Here is a 16638-nt window from a genome sequence, read left to right on the forward strand (position 1 = left end):
ATGACCGCCACCACCGTGAAGACTCTGCTCCGCGGCGCGCGGATCCTCGGCGGCGAGCCGCAGGACGTGCTCATCGACGGCGAGACCATCGCCGCCGTCGGACCGCGGCTGGACGCCCCCGAGGGCGCGGCCGTCGTCGAGGCCGGGGACCGGATCCTGCTGCCCGGCCTGGTCGACCTGCACACCCACCTCCGGGAGCCCGGGCGGGAGGACTCCGAGACCGTCCTGACCGGCACCAAGGCCGCCGCGGTCGGCGGCTACACCGCCGTGCACGCCATGGCCAACACCTTCCCGGTCGCCGACACCGCCGGTGTCGTCGAGCAGGTCTGGCGGCTGGGCCGGGAGTCCGGCTACTGCGACGTCCAGCCGGTCGGGGCGGTCACCGTCGGCCTGGAGGGCCGGAAGCTCGCCGAGCTGGGCGCGATGCACGAGTCCGCCGCCGGCGTCCGGGTCTTCTCCGACGACGGCAAGTGCGTCGACGACGCGGTGATCATGCGCCGTGCCCTGGAGTACGTGAAGGCCTTCGACGGCGTCATCGCCCAGCACGCCCAGGAGCCCCGCCTCACCGAGGGCGCCCAGATGAACGAGGGCGTGGTCTCCGCCGAGCTGGGCCTCGCCGGCTGGCCCGCCGTCGCCGAGGAGTCGATCATCGCCCGCGACGTGCTGCTCGCCGCGCACGTCGGCTCCCGGGTGCACATCTGCCACCTGTCCACCGCCGGATCCGTGGAGATCGTGCGCTGGGCGAAGTCCAAGGGCTGGGACGTCACCGCCGAGGTCACCCCGCACCACCTGCTCCTCACCGACGAACTGGTCCGCTCCTACGACCCCGTCTACAAGGTCAACCCGCCGCTGCGCACCGAGGCCGACGTACTGGCCCTGCGGGAGGCGCTCGCCGACGGCACCATCGACTGCGTGGCCACCGACCACGCCCCGCACCCGCACGAGGACAAGGACTGCGAGTGGGGCGCGGCCGCCATGGGCATGGTCGGCCTGGAGACCGCGCTGTCGGTCGTGCAGCACACCATGGTCGACACCGGTCTGCTCGACTGGTCGCAGGTCGCCGACCGGATGTCGTTCCGGCCGGCCGTCATCGGCCGGCTCGCCGGCCACGGCCGCCCGATCGCCGCCGGGGAGCCCGCGAACCTCACCCTGCTCGATCCGTCATACCGTGGTGTGGTGAACCCCGCGGAGTTCGCCTCCCGCAGCCGCAACACCCCCTACCGGGGCCTTGAGCTGCCGGGCCGGGTGACGCACACCTTCCTGCGGGGCCGGGCCACGGTCGAAGACGGGAAGCTGACGTGACACCTCTCATCCATCTGGCGGCGAAGCAGGAATCCCAGGAGGTCACCGACTGGGCCGCCCGTATCGGCTGGGTCGTCGGCCTGCTCCTGCTGGTCGGCCTGGTGTACTGGCTGATGCGCGAAGGATGGAAGTGGCGCGGCACCCTCCAGGGTGACCTGCCCCCGCTGCCGGAGATCGAGTCCGAGCCGGGCACCTCCCGGCTGCGGATGACCGGCCGCTACCACGGTTCCACCACCGCCGGGCAGTGGCTGGACCGGATCGTCGCCCGGGGCCTGGGCACCCGCAGCCGGGCCGACCTCACCCTGACGGAGCAGGGCGACCTGCTCGTCGTCCGGCCGGGCGCGACGGACTTCCGGGTGCCGGCCGCGGCACTGCGCGGCGCCCGCCTCGACAAGGGGATCGCCGGGAAGGTCCTCGCCGAGGGCGGTCTGCTGGTGATCACCTGGCAGCACGGCGACCGGCTGATCGACTCCGGCTTCCGCTCCGACCACGTCGCCGACCACCGGGCGTGGGTCGAAACCCTCACCACCGAACACGGCGACAGCGCGGTCGCCGCCCAGCACCACCAGGAAGGCGCATCATGACCACCTCCACCCAGGGGGCCAGGACCCCCGCCGTACTTGTCCTGGAGGACGGCCGCACCTTCCGTGGCCGCGCCTACGGGGCCGTGGGGGAGACCTTCGGCGAGGCCGTGTTCTCCACCGGCATGACCGGCTACCAGGAGACCCTCACCGACCCCTCGTACCACCGCCAGGTGGTCGTGATGACGGCCCCGCACGTCGGCAACACCGGCGTCAACGACGAGGACCCCGAGTCCCGGCGCATCTGGGTCGCCGGCTACGTGGTCCGCGACCCGGCCCGCACCCCCTCCAACTGGCGCTCCCGCCGCTCGCTGGACGAGGAACTGTCCGCCCAGGGCGTGGTCGGCATCAGCGGCATCGACACCCGTGCGCTCACCCGCCACCTGCGCGAGCGCGGCGCGATGCGGGTCGGCATCTTCTCCGGTCCCGCGCTCACCTCCGCCGCCGGCACCCCGGTCGAGGACGCCGCACTGCTCGCCAGGGTCCGGTCCGCCCCCCAGATGAAGGGCGCCGACCTCAGCGGCGAGGTCGCCACCACCGAGGCGTACGTGGTCCCGGCCATCGGCACCAAGCGCTACACCGTCGCCGCCGTCGACCTCGGCATCAAGGGCATGACCCCGCACCGGATGGCCGAGCGCGGCATCGAGGTGCACGTGCTGCCGGCCACCGCCACCGCCGAGGACGTCTACGCGGTGAACCCGGACGGCGTGTTCTTCTCCAACGGCCCGGGCGACCCGGCCACCGCCGGCCACGCCGTCTCCGTCATGCAGGCCGTGCTGGAGCGGAAGACCCCGCTGTTCGGCATCTGCTTCGGCAACCAGATCCTCGGCCGCGCCCTCGGCTTCGGCACCTACAAGCTCAAGTACGGCCACCGCGGTATCAACCAGCCGGTACAGGACCGCACCACCGGCAAGGTCGAGATCACCGCGCACAACCACGGCTTCGCCGTCGACGCCCCGCTCGACGGCCCCGCCGACACCCCCTACGGCCGGGTCGAGGTCTCCCACGTCTGCCTCAACGACAACGTGGTCGAGGGACTGCAGTGCCTCGACGTCCCCGCCTTCAGCGTCCAGTACCACCCGGAAGCAGCCGCAGGTCCGCACGATGCCGCGTACCTGTTCGACCGCTTCATCTCCCTGATGGAGGGCGAGCGTGCCTAAGCGCACCGACATCCAGTCCGTTCTGGTCATCGGCTCCGGCCCGATCGTCATCGGCCAGGCCGCCGAGTTCGACTACTCCGGTACCCAGGCGTGCCGGGTCCTCAAGGCCGAGGGCCTGCGGGTCATCCTGGTCAACTCCAACCCCGCCACGATCATGACCGACCCGGAGATCGCCGACGCCACCTACGTCGAGCCGATCACCCCGGAGTTCGTCGAGAAGATCATCGCCAAGGAGCGCCCCGACGCGCTGCTGCCCACGCTCGGTGGCCAGACCGCCCTCAACACCGCGATCTCCCTGCACGAGGCCGGCACCCTCGAGGAGTACGGCGTCGAGCTGATCGGCGCCAACGTCGAGGCGATCCACAAGGGTGAGGACCGCGACCGGTTCAAGGAGGTCGTGGCGGCCGTCAACGCCCGGATCGGCCACGGCGAGTCGGCCCGCTCGGTCATCTGCCACTCCATGGACGAGGTGCTGGCGGGCGTGGAGACGCTCGGTGGCTACCCGGTGGTCGTCCGCCCCTCCTTCACCATGGGCGGCGCCGGCTCCGGCTTCGCCCACGACGAGGAGGAACTGCGCCGGATCGCCGGCCAGGGCCTGACCCTGTCGCCGACCACCGAGGTGCTCCTGGAGGAGTCCATCCTCGGCTGGAAGGAGTACGAGCTGGAGCTGATGCGCGACAAGCACGACAACGTCGTGGTCGTCTGCTCCATCGAGAACTTCGACCCGATGGGCGTGCACACCGGTGACTCCATCACGGTCGCGCCGGCGATGACGCTGACCGACCGCGAGTACCAGGTCCTCCGCGACATCGGCATCGCCGTCATCCGCGAGGTCGGCGTGGACACCGGCGGCTGCAACATCCAGTTCGCCGTCAACCCCGTGGACGGCCGGATCATCGTCATCGAGATGAACCCGCGGGTGTCCCGCTCCTCGGCGCTCGCCTCCAAGGCCACCGGGTTCCCGATCGCGAAGATCGCCGCCAAGCTGGCCGTCGGCTACACCCTGGACGAGATCCCGAACGACATCACCCAGGAGACCCCGGCCTCGTTCGAGCCCACGCTCGACTACGTCGTGGTCAAGGTGCCGCGCTTCGCGTTCGAGAAGTTCCCGGCCGCCGACGCCACCCTCACCACCACCATGAAGTCGGTCGGCGAGGCCATGGCCATCGGCCGCAACTTCACCGAGGCCCTGCAGAAGGCGCTGCGCTCGCTGGAGAAGAAGGGCAGCCAGTTCGCCTTCACCGGTGAGCCCGGGGACCGGGCGGCGCTGCTGGCCAAGGCCACCGCCCCCACGGACGGCCGGATCAACACCGTCATGGAGGCGATCCGGGCCGGCGCCACGCCGGAGGAGGTCTTCGAGTCCACCAAGATCGACCCGTGGTTCGTCGACCAGCTCTTCCTGATCAAGGAGATCGCCGACGAGCTGGCGGCCGCCTCCGAGCTGTCTCCGGACCTGCTCGCCGAGGCCAAGCGCCACGGCTTCTCCGACGCCCAGATCGCCGGCATCCGCGGCCTGGAGGAGCAGGTCGTCCGGCAGGTCCGGCACGTCCTCGGCGTCCGCCCGGTGTACAAGACCGTCGACACCTGCGCCGCCGAGTTCGCCGCGCGGACCCCGTACTTCTACTCCTCCTACGACGAGGAGAGCGAGGTCGCCCCGCGCGAGAAGCCCGCGGTGATCATCCTGGGCTCCGGCCCGAACCGGATCGGCCAGGGCATCGAGTTCGACTACTCGTGCGTCCACGCCTCCTTCGCGCTCAGCGAGGCCGGCTACGAGACCGTGATGGTCAACTGCAACCCGGAGACCGTCTCCACCGACTACGACACCTCCGACCGGCTCTACTTCGAGCCGCTCACCCTGGAGGACGTCCTGGAGATCGTGCACGCCGAGACCCAGGCCGGACCGGTCGCCGGGGTCGTCGTGCAGCTCGGCGGCCAGACCCCGCTGGGCCTGGCGCAGGCGCTCAAGGACAACGGCGTGCCCATCGTCGGCACCTCGCCGGAGGCCATCCACGCCGCCGAGGACCGCGGGGTCTTCGGCCGGGTGCTGGAGAAGGCCGGGCTGCCCGCCCCCAAGTACGGCACCGCCTTCTCCTTCGACGAGGCCAAGCGCATCGCCGCCGAGATCGGCTACCCGGTCATGGTCCGCCCGTCCTACGTGCTCGGCGGCCGCGGCATGGAGATCGTCTACGACGAGCCGTCCCTGGCCGGCTACCTGGAGCGGCACGCGGGCCTGATCAGCGAGCACCCGGTGCTCGTCGACCGGTTCCTGGACGACGCCATAGAGATCGACGTGGACGCGCTCTACGACGGCACCGAGCTCTACCTCGGCGGCGTCATGGAGCACATCGAGGAAGCCGGCATCCACTCCGGCGACTCCGCCTGCGCCCTGCCCCCGATCACCCTCGGCGGCTTCGACATCAAGCGGCTGCGCGCCTCCACCGAGGCCATCGCGCGGGGCGTCGGCGTCCGCGGGCTGATCAACATCCAGTTCGCGATGGCGGGCGACATCCTGTACGTGCTGGAGGCCAACCCGCGCGCCTCCCGCACGGTGCCGTTCACCTCCAAGGCGACCGCGGTGCCGCTGGCGAAGGCCGCCGCCCGGATCTCGCTCGGCGCCACCGTCGCCGAGCTGCGCGCCGAGGGGCTGCTGCCGGCCGTCGGCGACGGCGGCACGCTGCCGCTGGACGCGCCGATCTCGGTGAAGGAGGCCGTGATGCCGTGGAGCCGCTTCCGCGACATCCACGGGCGCGGCGTCGACACCGTCCTCGGCCCGGAAATGCGTTCCACCGGCGAGGTCATGGGCATCGACTCGGTCTTCGGCACGGCCTACGCCAAGTCGCAGGCCGGGGCGTACGGCGCCCTGCCCACCAAGGGCCGCGCCTTCGTGTCGGTCGCCAACCGCGACAAGCGCTCGCTGATCTTCCCGGCCCGCGAGCTGGTCGCGCACGGCTTCGAGCTGCTGGCCACCTCCGGCACCGCCGAGGTCCTCAAGCGCAACGGCATCAACGCCACGGTGGTGCGCAAGCAGAGCGAGGGCGAGGGCCCCAACGGCGAGAAGACCATCGTCCAGCTGATCCACGACGGCCGGGTGGACCTGATCGTCAACACCCCCTACGGCACCGGCGGCCGCCTGGACGGCTACGACATCCGCACCGCCGCGGTCGCCCGGGGCGTGCCCTGCCTGACCACGGTGCAGGCGCTCGCCGCGGCGGTGCAGGGCATCGAGGCCCTCACCCGGGGCGACATCGGCGTCCGGTCGCTCCAGGAGCACGCGAGCCGGCTGACCGCCGCCCGCCCGTCCGCCACCCAGGAGTGAGTGACCGAGGGGGACGCCGGCGGCCGGCGTCCCCCTCGCGCACGCGAACCCCACCCCCGCGCGTAGAAAGCTCCTGTATGTACCCGTTCTTCTTCCGGCTCTTCTTCCGGCGCATGGACGCGGAGAAGGCCCATCACCTGGCGTTCGGCTGGATCCGCCGGGCCGCCCGCGTCCCGGTGCTGCGCACCTTCGTCGCCGCCGTGCTCGCCCCCCGCCACAAGACGCTGCGGACCGAGGCGCTGGGCCTGCGGATGCACGGCCCGTTCGGCCTGGCCGCCGGGTTCGACAAGAACGCCACCGGCATCGACGGCCTGTCCATGCTCGGCTTCGACCACGTCGAGATCGGCACCGTGACCGCCCAGCCGCAGCCGGGCAACCCCCGCCGGCGGCTCTTCCGGCTGGTGCCGGACCGGGCGCTGATCAACCGCATGGGCTTCAACAACGACGGCTCGGCCGCGGTCGCCCGGCGGCTCGCGGAGCGCCGGCCGGTCTTCCGGACCACCCTGGGCGTCAACATCGGCAAGACCAAGGTCGTCCCCGAGGCAGAGGCCGTCGCCGACTACGTGACCTCCACCGAGCGGCTGGCCCGGCACGCCGACTACCTCGTCGTCAACGTCAGCTCGCCCAACACCCCCGGGCTGCGGAACCTCCAGGCCACCGAGGCGCTCCGGCCGCTGCTCAGCGCGGTCCGCGAGGCCGCCGACCGGACCGTGCCCGGCCGCCGGGTCCCGCTGCTGGTGAAGATCGCCCCGGACCTCGCCGACGAGGACGTGGACGCCGTCGCCGACCTCGCCGTCGAGCTCGGGCTGGACGGCATCATCGCCACCAACACCACCATCGCCCGCGACGGCCTCGGCCTCACCTCGGACCCGGCGCTGGTCGCCGAGACCGGCGGGCTGTCCGGAGCGCCCCTCAAGGCCCGCTCGCTGGAGGTGCTGAGGCGGCTGTACGCCCGTGTCGGCGACCGCATCACCCTGGTGGGCGTCGGCGGCATCGAGACCGCCGACGACGCCTGGGAGCGCATCCTGGCCGGCGCCACGCTGGTCCAGGGCTACAGCGCCTTCATCTACCAGGGCCCGTTCTGGTGCCGCAGGATCCACCAGGGGCTGGCCGAGCGGCTGGCCGCGAGCCCGTACGCCACCCTCGCCGAGGCCGTCGGCGCCGACACCCGGAAGGGCACCGCATGACCGCGCACCCCACCACCGAGCCCGCCGGGCCGCGGGACGGCGCCGAGCCGTTCGGTGCCCGCCTGCGCCGGGCCATGGACACCCGCGGGCCGCTGTGCGTCGGCATCGACCCGCACGCCTCGCTGCTGCACGCCTGGGGGCTGGACGACGACATCGCCGGCCTGGAGCGCTTCACCCATACCGTGGTGGACGCCCTGGCCGGGCGGGTCGCCGTCCTCAAGCCGCAGTCGGCGTTCTTCGAGCGGTTCGGCTCCCGGGGCGTCGCGGTCCTGGAGCGGGCGGTCGCCGACGCCCGCGCGGCCGGCGCGCTGGTGCTGATGGACGCCAAGCGCGGGGACATCGGCTCCACCATGGCCGCCTACGCCGCGACCTACCTGGACCCGGCCTCGCCGCTGTTCTCCGACGCCGTCACGGTCAGCCCCTACCTCGGCTTCGGCTCGCTGCGCCCGGCGCTGGACCTGGCCCGGCGCAACGGCGCGGGGGTCTTCGTCCTCGCCCTCACCTCCAACCCGGAGGGGGCCGAGGTGCAGCACGCGGTGCGGTCCGGCGGCGCCACAGTGGCCGCGACCGTGCTGGACCACCTGCGGGCCGAGAACGCGGCGGCCGCGGCCGGCGGGCTCGGTTCGTTCGGGGCGGTCGTCGGCGCGACGCTCGGCGACCTGTCCTCCTACGACCTGGGGATCGGCGGGCCGCTGCTCGCTCCCGGCATCGGCGCCCAGGGGGCGACCCCGGCCGATCTGCCCGCGGTCTTCGGCGCGGCGGTCCGCGACGTCGTCCCGAGCGTCAGCCGGGGGGTGCTCCGGCACGGTCCCGACGCGGCCGCACTGGTGTCCGCCGCGGAACGTTTCGCTGACGAAGTACGTGCCGCGGCCGGATAACGCGGTCGCTTTGCCCTGAAAAGTCCTGGTCGATCGAGTCTGACCAGGACTTTTCCTCTGTTCTCGCTGACTGGAGCGGCGTCGGACGCTAGTCTCCGTGACGAGCGACCGCGCAAGCGCGTTGCTCGTTGCTCCGCAGGTGAGGGGCGACTAGGTTCCTCACCGGTCCATATCCGACAGTTCGACATCCGAGGTGACGTAGGCGTGGCTCTTCCGCCCCTTACCCCTGAACAGCGCGCAGCCGCGCTCGAAAAGGCCGCCGCGGCTCGCCGGGAGCGCGCCGAGGTCAAGAATCGACTCAAGCACTCCGGCGCCTCCCTGCACGAGGTCATCAAGCAGGGCCAGGAGAACGACGTCATCGGCAAGATGAAGGTCAGCGCCCTGCTGGAATCCCTGCCGGGCGTCGGCAAGGTGCGCGCCAAGCAGATCATGGAGCGGCTCGGGATCTCCGAGAGCCGGCGGGTGCGCGGTCTGGGCTCCAACCAGATCGCCTCGCTGGAGCGTGAGTTCGGCGGCGGCGCCGCCTGACGTTTCCAGGCACTCTCCGGAACCTGGATAATCGCTGCATGAGTAATACGGTCTCCCCGGGAACGGCCAGCCCCCTCGCTTCGCGGGAGGAGTCCCCGGTCCCCCCGGTCAGACGCCCGCGGCTGACCGTGCTCTCCGGCCCCTCCGGGGTCGGCAAGAGCACGGTCGTCGCGCATCTGCGCAAGGCGCACCCCGAGGTCTGGCTCTCGGTCTCGGCCACCACCCGCAAGCCGCGACCCGGTGAGCGGGAGGGTGTCCAGTACTTCTTCGTCGAGGGCGAGGAGTTCGACAAGCTGATCGCCAACGGTGAGCTGCTGGAGTGGGCCGAGTTCGCGGGCAACCGCTACGGCACCCCCCGGCAGGCGGTCCTGGACCGGCTGGAGGCGGGTGAGCCGGTGCTGCTGGAGATCGATCTGCAGGGCGCCCGGCTGGTCCGGGAGTCCATGCCGGACGCCCAGCTGGTCTTCCTCGCTCCGCCCAGCTGGGACGAGCTGGTCCGCAGGCTCACCGGCCGCGGCACCGAGGAGCCGGACGTCATCGAGCGCCGGCTGGCGGCCGCCAAGGTCGAACTGGCCGCCGAGGCGGAGTTCGACGTGACGCTGGTCAACACCTCGGTCGAGGACGTGGCGCGTGAGCTGCTAGCCTTGCTGTGCTGAGCTGGGGCGACCCTTTCCGGTCACCTCCGCTCGAGAACTTTCACCCCATTCGGAAGGCAGAGCGTGTCCTCTTCCATCACCGCGCCCGAGGGCATCATCAACCCGCCGATTGATGAGCTGCTCGAGGCGACCGACTCGAAGTACAGCCTCGTGATCTACGCCGCCAAGCGGGCGCGTCAGATCAACGCGTACTACTCGCAGCTCGGCGAGGGCCTGCTGGAGTACGTCGGTCCGCTCGTGGACACCCATGTGCACGAGAAGCCGCTCTCCATCGCGCTGCGCGAGATCAACGCGGGTCTGCTGACCTCCGAGGCCATCGAGGGCCCGGCCCAGTAGCACCCCGCAGGCACCGAGATATCTCACCACGGGCCCGGCAGCACCACTGCCGGGCCCGTGGTGTGTCATGGAGTGGGGTGTCATGGAACCGGACACACGACCGCGTGGGAGAGCGAGCGATGGACAAGCCGAAGGTCGTCCTGGGAGTCAGCGGCGGGATCGCCGCCTACAAGGCGTGTGAGCTGCTGCGCCGCCTCACCGAATCCGGTCACGACGTCCGGGTGGTGCCGACCGCCTCGGCGCTGAACTTCGTGGGCGAGGCCACCTGGTCCGCGCTGTCCGGCAACCCCGCCGACACCCGGGTCTGGGAGAGCGTGCACGAGGTCCCGCACGTCCGCATCGGGCAGGCCGCCGACCTGGTGGTGGTGGCCCCCGCCACCGCCGACATGCTGGCGAAGGCCGCGCACGGCCTCGCCGACGACCTGCTGACCAACACCCTGCTCACCGCCCGCTGCCCGGTGGTGTTCGCGCCCGCGATGCACACCGAGATGTGGGAGCACCCGGCCACCCAGGAGAACGTCGCCACGCTGCGCCGCCGGGGTGCCGTGGTCATCGAGCCCGCGGTCGGCAGGCTCACCGGGGTGGACACCGGCAAGGGCCGGCTGCCGGAGCCGGGCGAGATCTTCGAGGTCTGCCGCCGGGTGCTGGCCCGCGGTGCCGCGGCCACCGTCGCGGACCTGGCCGGGCGCCATGTGGTGGTCAGCGCGGGCGGCACCCGGGAGCCCCTGGACCCGGTGCGCTACCTGGGCAACCGCTCCTCCGGCCGGCAGGGCTACGCGCTGGCCCGGGCGGCCGTCGCCCGGGGCGCCCGGGTGACGCTGGTCTCCGCCAACAGCGACCTGCCCGACCCGGCGGGCGCCGACGTGGTGCGGGTCGGCACCGCGGTGCAGCTGCGGGAGGCGGTACTCAAGGCCGCCGCGGACGCCGACGCGGTGGTGATGGCGGCCGCGGTGGCCGATTTCCGGCCCGCGGTCTACGCCCAGGGCAAGATCAAGAAGCGGGACGGGCAGGAGCCCGAGCCGATCGCGCTGGTCCGGAACCCGGACGTGCTGGCCGAGATCTCGGCCGACCGGGCCCACCCGGGCCAGGTGGTCGTCGGGTTCGCCGCCGAGACCGACGACGTCCTCGCCAACGGCCGTGCCAAGCTCCGCCGCAAGGGCTGCGACCTGCTGGTGGTCAACGAGGTGGGGGAGGCGAAGACCTTCGGCTCCGCCGAGAACGAGGCGGTGGTGCTGGGCGCGGACGGCTCCGAGACCCCGGTGCCGTTCGGCCCGAAGGAAGCCCTGGCCGACACCGTCTGGGACCTGGTGGCGCCGCGCCTCGGCTGAACCCCCCGAACCCCCGACATTCGGCCTGGTACATGTCAAGTACTCGTGTCCGGCCGCCCACCGTGGGAATCAGGTCGAGTCATGCCCCCCGCGACGCGCCGCGGCCATTTCCTCCGCCGGAAGGGTATGGTCATGGTCACGGCGTGTCTGTTCTGCGAGACAGGATGCCCGACCGGCGGAAACGCCGGATAAACTGGCCCAGGAATCGAGCCGGGCGCAGCCCCCGGAGGGTTCCGCCAATGATCAGCCAGCAGCCGCTGCAACCCCAGGGAGCGATGTGTCCCGCCGCCTGTTCACCTCGGAGTCCGTGACCGAAGGTCACCCCGACAAGATCGCTGACCAGATCAGCGACACGATCCTCGACGCTCTGCTCAAGGAGGACCCCTCCTCCCGCGTGGCCGTCGAGACGCTGATCACCACCGGCTTGGTGCATGTGGCCGGTGAGGTCACGACCAAGGCGTACGCTCCGATCGCCTCGCTGGTGCGCAACAAGATCCTCGAGATCGGGTACGACTCGTCGAAGAAGGGCTTCGACGGCGCTTCCTGCGGTGTCTCGGTGTCCATCGGCGCGCAGTCGCCGGACATCGCGCAGGGCGTCGACACGGCCTACGAGAACCGCGTCGAGGGCGACGAGGACGAGCTCGACCGGCAGGGCGCGGGCGACCAGGGCCTGATGTTCGGCTACGCGTGCGACGAGACGCCCGAGCTGATGCCGCTGCCGATCAACCTGGCCCACCGGCTCTCCCGCCGGCTGTCCGAGGTGCGGAAGAACGGCACCATCCCCTACCTCCGCCCGGACGGCAAGACCCAGGTCACCATCGAGTACGACGGCAACAAGGCGGTCCGCCTGGACACCGTCGTCGTCTCCTCCCAGCACGCCTCGGACATCGACCTGGACTCGCTGCTGGCACCGGACATCCGGGAGTTCGTCGTCGAGCACGTCCTCAAGGAGCTGGTCGAGGACGGCATCAAGCTCGACACCGAGGGCTACCGCCTGCTGGTGAACCCCACCGGCCGGTTCGAGATCGGCGGCCCGATGGGTGACGCCGGCCTCACCGGTCGCAAGATCATCATCGACACCTACGGCGGCATGGCCCGCCACGGCGGTGGCGCCTTCTCCGGTAAGGACCCGTCCAAGGTCGACCGCTCGGCGGCGTACGCGATGCGCTGGGTCGCCAAGAACGTCGTCGCGGCCGGCCTCGCCTCGCGCTGCGAGGTCCAGGTCGCCTACGCGATCGGCAAGGCCGAGCCGGTGGGTCTGTTCGTGGAGACCTTCGGCACCGCCACCATCGAGGCCGAGAAGATCGAGCAGGCCATCGGCGAGGTCTTCGACCTCCGCCCGGCCGCGATCATCCGCGACCTGGACCTGCTCCGCCCGATCTACGCCCAGACCGCCGCGTACGGCCACTTCGGACGCGAGCTGCCGGACTTCACCTGGGAGCGCACCGACCGCGTGGACGCGCTCCGCAGGGCCGCGGGCCTGTAGGTCACCCCGAGGGCCGGCCCGCCCGCCGCGGCGCGCCGGCCCGCACCACCCGGACAGCCGGCGACACGGCCCCGGACCCCTGTGGTCCGGGGCCGTGTCCGTTGCCGACCGGTCCCGCGCGCCCGCGGGCTCCCGCCGCCCGGTCGGCTGTCCGTGACCTCTGGTAGGACTGGAGCTGTGAGCGGCGAGAACGAGCAGGACGGGGCCCCGGCGGAGCCGTCGGCAGGGGAGCAGCTCGCACTCATCCGGGAGACGGTGCGCCGGACGAAGGCCCCCAAGGCCAGGCCGCGGACCTGGCGCGGGGCGCCGCTCGCCGAGAACCTCCCGGTGGCGCGGGTGCTGGTCGACAAGGGGCCGGTCCACCTCGACCAGCTCTGGGACTACGCGGTGCCCGCCGAGCTGGACACGCGGGCGCGGCCCGGCGTGCGGGTGCGGGTGCGGTTCGGGGCCGGGACCGGCCAGGTGCACTCCGGCCGCCGGGAGGGCGGCGGGCTGCTGGACGGGTACATCGTCGAGCGCGTGGCCACCTCGGACTACACCGGACCGCTCGCCGCGATCGCACAGGTCCTCTCGCCCGAACCGGTGCTCACCCCCGCGCTGCTCGGCCTGTGCCGCGCGGTCGCCGACCGGTACGCCGGATCGCTCGCCGACGTGCTCCAGCTCGCGGTGCCGCCGCGCAACGCCGGCGCGGAGGCCGAAGCCTCCCCTCCGCCGCTGCCCCCGCCGCCCCGCCCCCGGCCCGGCAGCTGGACGCGCTACCCGGCCGGGCCGGCCTTCCTCGGCGCGCTCGCCCGCGGCGACGCGGCGCGCGCCGTGTGGACCGCGCTGCCCGGGCCCCACTGGCCCGGTGAACTGGCCACCGCCATCGCCGCCACCCTCGCCTCCGGGCGCGGAGCACTGGCCGTGCTGCCCGACGGACGGTCCGCCGCCCGGGTGGACGCCGCGCTGACCGAGCTGCTGGGCGAGGGCCGGCACACCCTGCTGCTCGCGGAGGCCGGGCCGCGCGAGCGGTACCGCCGCTGGCTGGCGGTCAGCCGGGGCTCGGTCCGTGCCGTGGTGGGCACCCGGGCCGCCATGTTCGCACCGGTGCGCGACCTGGGGCTGGTGGCCATCTGGGACGACGGCGACACCAGCCACAGCGACCCCAACGCCCCCCGGCCGCACGCCCGGGACGTCCTGCTGCTCCGCGCCGTCCAGGAGCGGGCCGCGTTCCTCGCCGGCGACCTGAGCCGCACCGTGGAGGCCGCCCAGCTGGTGGAGAACGGCTGGGCGCTGCCCCTGGAGGCCCCCCGCGACCAGGTACGGGCGGCCGCGCCGCGGATCCGTACCGTCTCCGACACCGACCAGGCCCGCGACCCGGCCGCCCGCGCCGCCCGGCTCCCCTCGATCGCCTGGCAGACACTGCGCGACGGTTTGCGGCAGGGCCCGGTGCTGGTCCAGGTGCCCCGGCGCGGCTATGTGCCCCGGCTGGCCTGCGAACGCTGCCGCGAGCCCGCCCGGTGCGCGCACTGCGCCGGGCCGCTGGAGGCGACCGACGCGGACACGCTCACCTGCTCCTGGTGCGGCCGGACCGAGGAGAACTGGACCTGCGCCGAGTGCGGCGGAACCCGGCTGCGGGCACAGGTGGTGGGCGCCCGGCGCACCGCCGAGGAGCTGGGCCGTGCCTTCCCCGGAGTGCCGGTGCGCACCTCCGGCCGGGATCATGTCCTCGACACCGTCCCGGCCGAGCCGGCGCTGGTGGTCGCCACGCCGGGCGCCGAGCCGGTGGCCGCCGGTGGCTACGCGGCCGGGGTGCTGCTCGACGGCTGGGTCCTGCTCGGCCGGCCCGACCTGCGGGCGGGCGAGGAGGCGCTGCGCCGCTGGCTGGACGCGGCGGCGCTGGTGCGCGGGCACGACGAGGGCGGCACCGTGGTGGTCGTGGCCGAACCGACCCTGCGGCCGGTGCAGGCGCTGATGCGGTGGGACCCGGCGGGCCACGCGGCCCGGGAGCTGGGGGAGCGCGCGCAGCTGGGCTTCCCGCCGGTCTCCCGGATGGCGGCGGTGACCGGACCGGCGGAGGCGGTGGACGGGCTGCTGGAGACCCTCGAACTCCCCGCGGGGACCGAGATCCTGGGCCCGGTGACGGTGCCCGCCGACGAACCGGGGACGCGGCAGCGGCGCGCCGGGGACCCGGCACCCGCCGCCCGCGGGGGTGGCCGGCAGCCGGCCCGCCGCACCCGGGAGGCCGCTCCGGGGGACACCTGGGCCCGGGTCCTGCTGCGGGTCCGGCCGGGCAGCGGCGCGGCACTGGCGGCGGCGCTGAAGACCGCGCAGGCGGCCCGGCTGGTCAAACGCGAGGGTGCGGCGGTACAGGTCCGGATCGACCCGCCGGACATCGGCTGAGCGGACCTCCGCGGAACGCCGGAACCCACCGGCCGCGCCGCGCGCCCACCCGGCCTCGCACCGGGACGCGGCCTCGGCTTCCGCACGGGAACGCGGTCTCCGCGCCGGCAGGGGTCCTCGTCGCCGGGCGGGGTCCCCGCGCCGGGTGGGGTGGTGCCGACCGGCCGGGGGCGGGGGCGCGGCCCCGCGCCGGGACGGCTTCCGCTTTCCGTGCGGGGGCGCGGCTTCCGCGCCGACAGGGTCTCTGTGCCGGGCCCGTCGGGTGCTGACCCGGTCGGGGCGCGGGGGCGCGGCCTCCCGCGCCGGGCCCGTCGGGTGCGCATCGGCTGGGTGCGGGGGCGCGGTCTCCGTGCCGGAGTGGGGCCCGTGCGCGGCCCCTGCGCCGGGATGGCTTCGGCTTCCGTGCGGGGGAGGGGCCTCCGTGCCAGGCCTGTCGGGTGCCGACCGGCTGGGCGTGGGGGCGCGGTCTCCGTGCCGGGGTGCGGCCCCTGCGCCGGGACGGCTTCGGCTTCCCCACCGGGGCGCGGCTTCCGCGCAGGCAGGTGTCTCCGTGCCGGGGCCGCCGGGTGCGCATCGTCGGGTGCTGACCGGCTGCGTGCGTGGGCGGGGTCTCCGTACCGGGCCCGGTGGGGGTGGGCCCGTTCCGTGCGGGGCGGCGGCTTCGGCCTCCACTGCGGCGCTCCGGGGTCCCGGTCACGGCCGGACACGGCCGAGCACGGCCGGTCGCGGCGATGGCGGCCCGCCGCCGGTCCACCCCGGGCCCGTCGGGTGTGCATCGGCTGGGGGCGGCCCCGCCCGCATCCCGGCCCGGGCCGGCCCCGGTGCGGGGCGTGGGCACGTCAGCCGCTGCGCGGACCCGGCAGGGCGCCGTGCCGGGCCTCCTCGCGGAGGCCGGTCGCGGCGGACTGCCCCGGCACGGTCGGCATCGGGCGGGCGGCGGGTACCGAGGGGACGACCGGCACCGCGGGCGGCGCGGCGGTGGCGGTGCCGGCCCGCCCGGCGGCGGCGGCCTCCGGGCCAGGGTCCGCGGTGTTCTGCGCGGTGGCCCGGCGGGCGCCGTAGCGGCGGTGCACCGCCTGCTTGGTGACCCCCAGCGCCGAGCCCACCGCGTCCCAGGAGAAGCCGAGCGAACGGTCGAAGTCCACCGCCGCGGTCACCAGCGTCTCCACGCTGTCCCGCAGTTCCTGGGCGAGCCGCACGGTCGGCGCGGGCGCCCGCCCGTAGACGACGAAGCCCGTGGACGGGCCGGCGCGGCGCGGGCGGTAGACGTTGCCGAGCTGGGCGGTGAGCGTACGCAGCGCGTCCACCTGCCGTCGGACCCGCTCGATGTCCCGGACCAGGAGGTGCAGACTGGCGCGTGCCTGGGCGTCGTGAGTTGCGTGGTCGGCCATGAACAAGCCTCTCGAACCGGCGTTGCAAGGGACGGGAAAGCGATCGGGCCGCTGCAGCGGCCCGATGCGGTCAATCTCTCTTGACCAACGCGGCACCGGTCCTCTTG

The 16638-nt window shown here is 73.5% G+C and carries 13 protein-coding genes; 12 read left to right on the top strand and 1 reads right to left on the bottom strand.

What is annotated here, in order from left to right; all coding sequences use genetic code 11:
• The 12 genes from ACH4B3_RS09650 to ACH4B3_RS09705 all read left to right on the top strand — a co-directional run bounded on the left by ACH4B3_RS09650 (window position 1) and on the right by ACH4B3_RS09705 (window position 15140).
• A complete protein-coding gene (locus ACH4B3_RS09650; RefSeq protein ID WP_398462190.1) occupies window positions 1–1302 on the top strand; it encodes a dihydroorotase in 1302 nt (433 codons plus the stop codon).
• On the top strand, window positions 1299–1886 hold the full coding sequence (locus ACH4B3_RS09655) for a hypothetical protein (protein ID WP_398462191.1): 588 nt from the start codon (window positions 1299–1301) through the stop codon (window positions 1884–1886). Before ACH4B3_RS09650 ends, ACH4B3_RS09655 begins: the two co-directional genes overlap by 4 nt.
• Window positions 1883–3043 carry a glutamine-hydrolyzing carbamoyl-phosphate synthase small subunit gene (gene carA / locus ACH4B3_RS09660; RefSeq protein WP_398462192.1) on the top strand — a complete coding sequence of 387 codons (1161 nt, stop codon included), beginning with the start codon at window positions 1883–1885 and terminating at the stop codon, window positions 3041–3043. Before ACH4B3_RS09655 ends, carA begins: the two co-directional genes overlap by 4 nt.
• On the top strand, window positions 3036–6359 hold the full coding sequence (carB, locus tag ACH4B3_RS09665; RefSeq protein ID WP_398462193.1) for a carbamoyl-phosphate synthase large subunit: 3324 nt from the start codon (window positions 3036–3038) through the stop codon (window positions 6357–6359). The genes carA and carB overlap by 8 nt, the downstream gene beginning before the upstream one ends.
• A gap of 77 nt (window positions 6360–6436) precedes the next feature.
• A complete protein-coding gene (locus tag ACH4B3_RS09670; protein WP_398462194.1) occupies window positions 6437–7546 on the top strand; it encodes a quinone-dependent dihydroorotate dehydrogenase in 1110 nt (369 codons plus the stop codon).
• Entirely contained in the window at window positions 7543–8424 is an 882-nt protein-coding gene (pyrF, locus tag ACH4B3_RS09675; protein WP_398462195.1) for an orotidine-5'-phosphate decarboxylase, read from the top strand. Before ACH4B3_RS09670 ends, pyrF begins: the two co-directional genes overlap by 4 nt.
• Before the next feature lie 204 nt (window positions 8425–8628).
• Window positions 8629–8952, top strand: coding sequence for an integration host factor (locus ACH4B3_RS09680; protein WP_005319887.1), 324 nt, complete (start codon window positions 8629–8631; stop codon window positions 8950–8952).
• 38 nt (window positions 8953–8990) lie between these two features.
• Window positions 8991–9608, top strand: coding sequence for a guanylate kinase (gene gmk / locus ACH4B3_RS09685; protein ID WP_398462196.1), 618 nt, complete (start codon window positions 8991–8993; stop codon window positions 9606–9608).
• A 63-nt stretch (window positions 9609–9671) separates the two neighbouring features.
• On the top strand, window positions 9672–9944 hold the full coding sequence (gene rpoZ, locus ACH4B3_RS09690) for a DNA-directed RNA polymerase subunit omega (RefSeq protein ID WP_005319902.1): 273 nt from the start codon (window positions 9672–9674) through the stop codon (window positions 9942–9944).
• A 119-nt stretch (window positions 9945–10063) separates the two neighbouring features.
• Window positions 10064–11272 carry a bifunctional phosphopantothenoylcysteine decarboxylase/phosphopantothenate--cysteine ligase CoaBC gene (gene coaBC / locus ACH4B3_RS09695; protein ID WP_398462197.1) on the top strand — a complete coding sequence of 403 codons (1209 nt, stop codon included), beginning with the start codon at window positions 10064–10066 and terminating at the stop codon, window positions 11270–11272.
• Window positions 11273–11549: 277 nt separating this feature from the next.
• Window positions 11550–12758 (top strand): methionine adenosyltransferase, encoded by a 1209-nt coding sequence (gene metK, locus ACH4B3_RS09700; protein WP_398462198.1) that lies wholly within the window; start codon window positions 11550–11552, stop codon window positions 12756–12758.
• A 177-nt stretch (window positions 12759–12935) separates the two neighbouring features.
• Entirely contained in the window at window positions 12936–15140 is a 2205-nt protein-coding gene (locus ACH4B3_RS09705; protein WP_398462199.1) for a primosomal protein N', read from the top strand.
• Between the two features lie 839 nt (window positions 15141–15979).
• On the opposite strand, the gene ACH4B3_RS09710 is transcribed toward ACH4B3_RS09705, so the two are convergent.
• Window positions 15980–16531: a hypothetical protein gene (locus tag ACH4B3_RS09710; RefSeq protein ID WP_398462200.1), complete on the bottom strand. Its 552-nt coding sequence runs from the start codon at window positions 16529–16531 to the stop codon at window positions 15980–15982.
• Between the last annotated feature and the right edge of the window lie 107 nt (window positions 16532–16638).

Source organism: Streptomyces sp. NPDC018031, assembly GCF_044327625.1.
GTDB lineage: Bacteria > Actinomycetota > Actinomycetes > Streptomycetales > Streptomycetaceae > Streptomyces.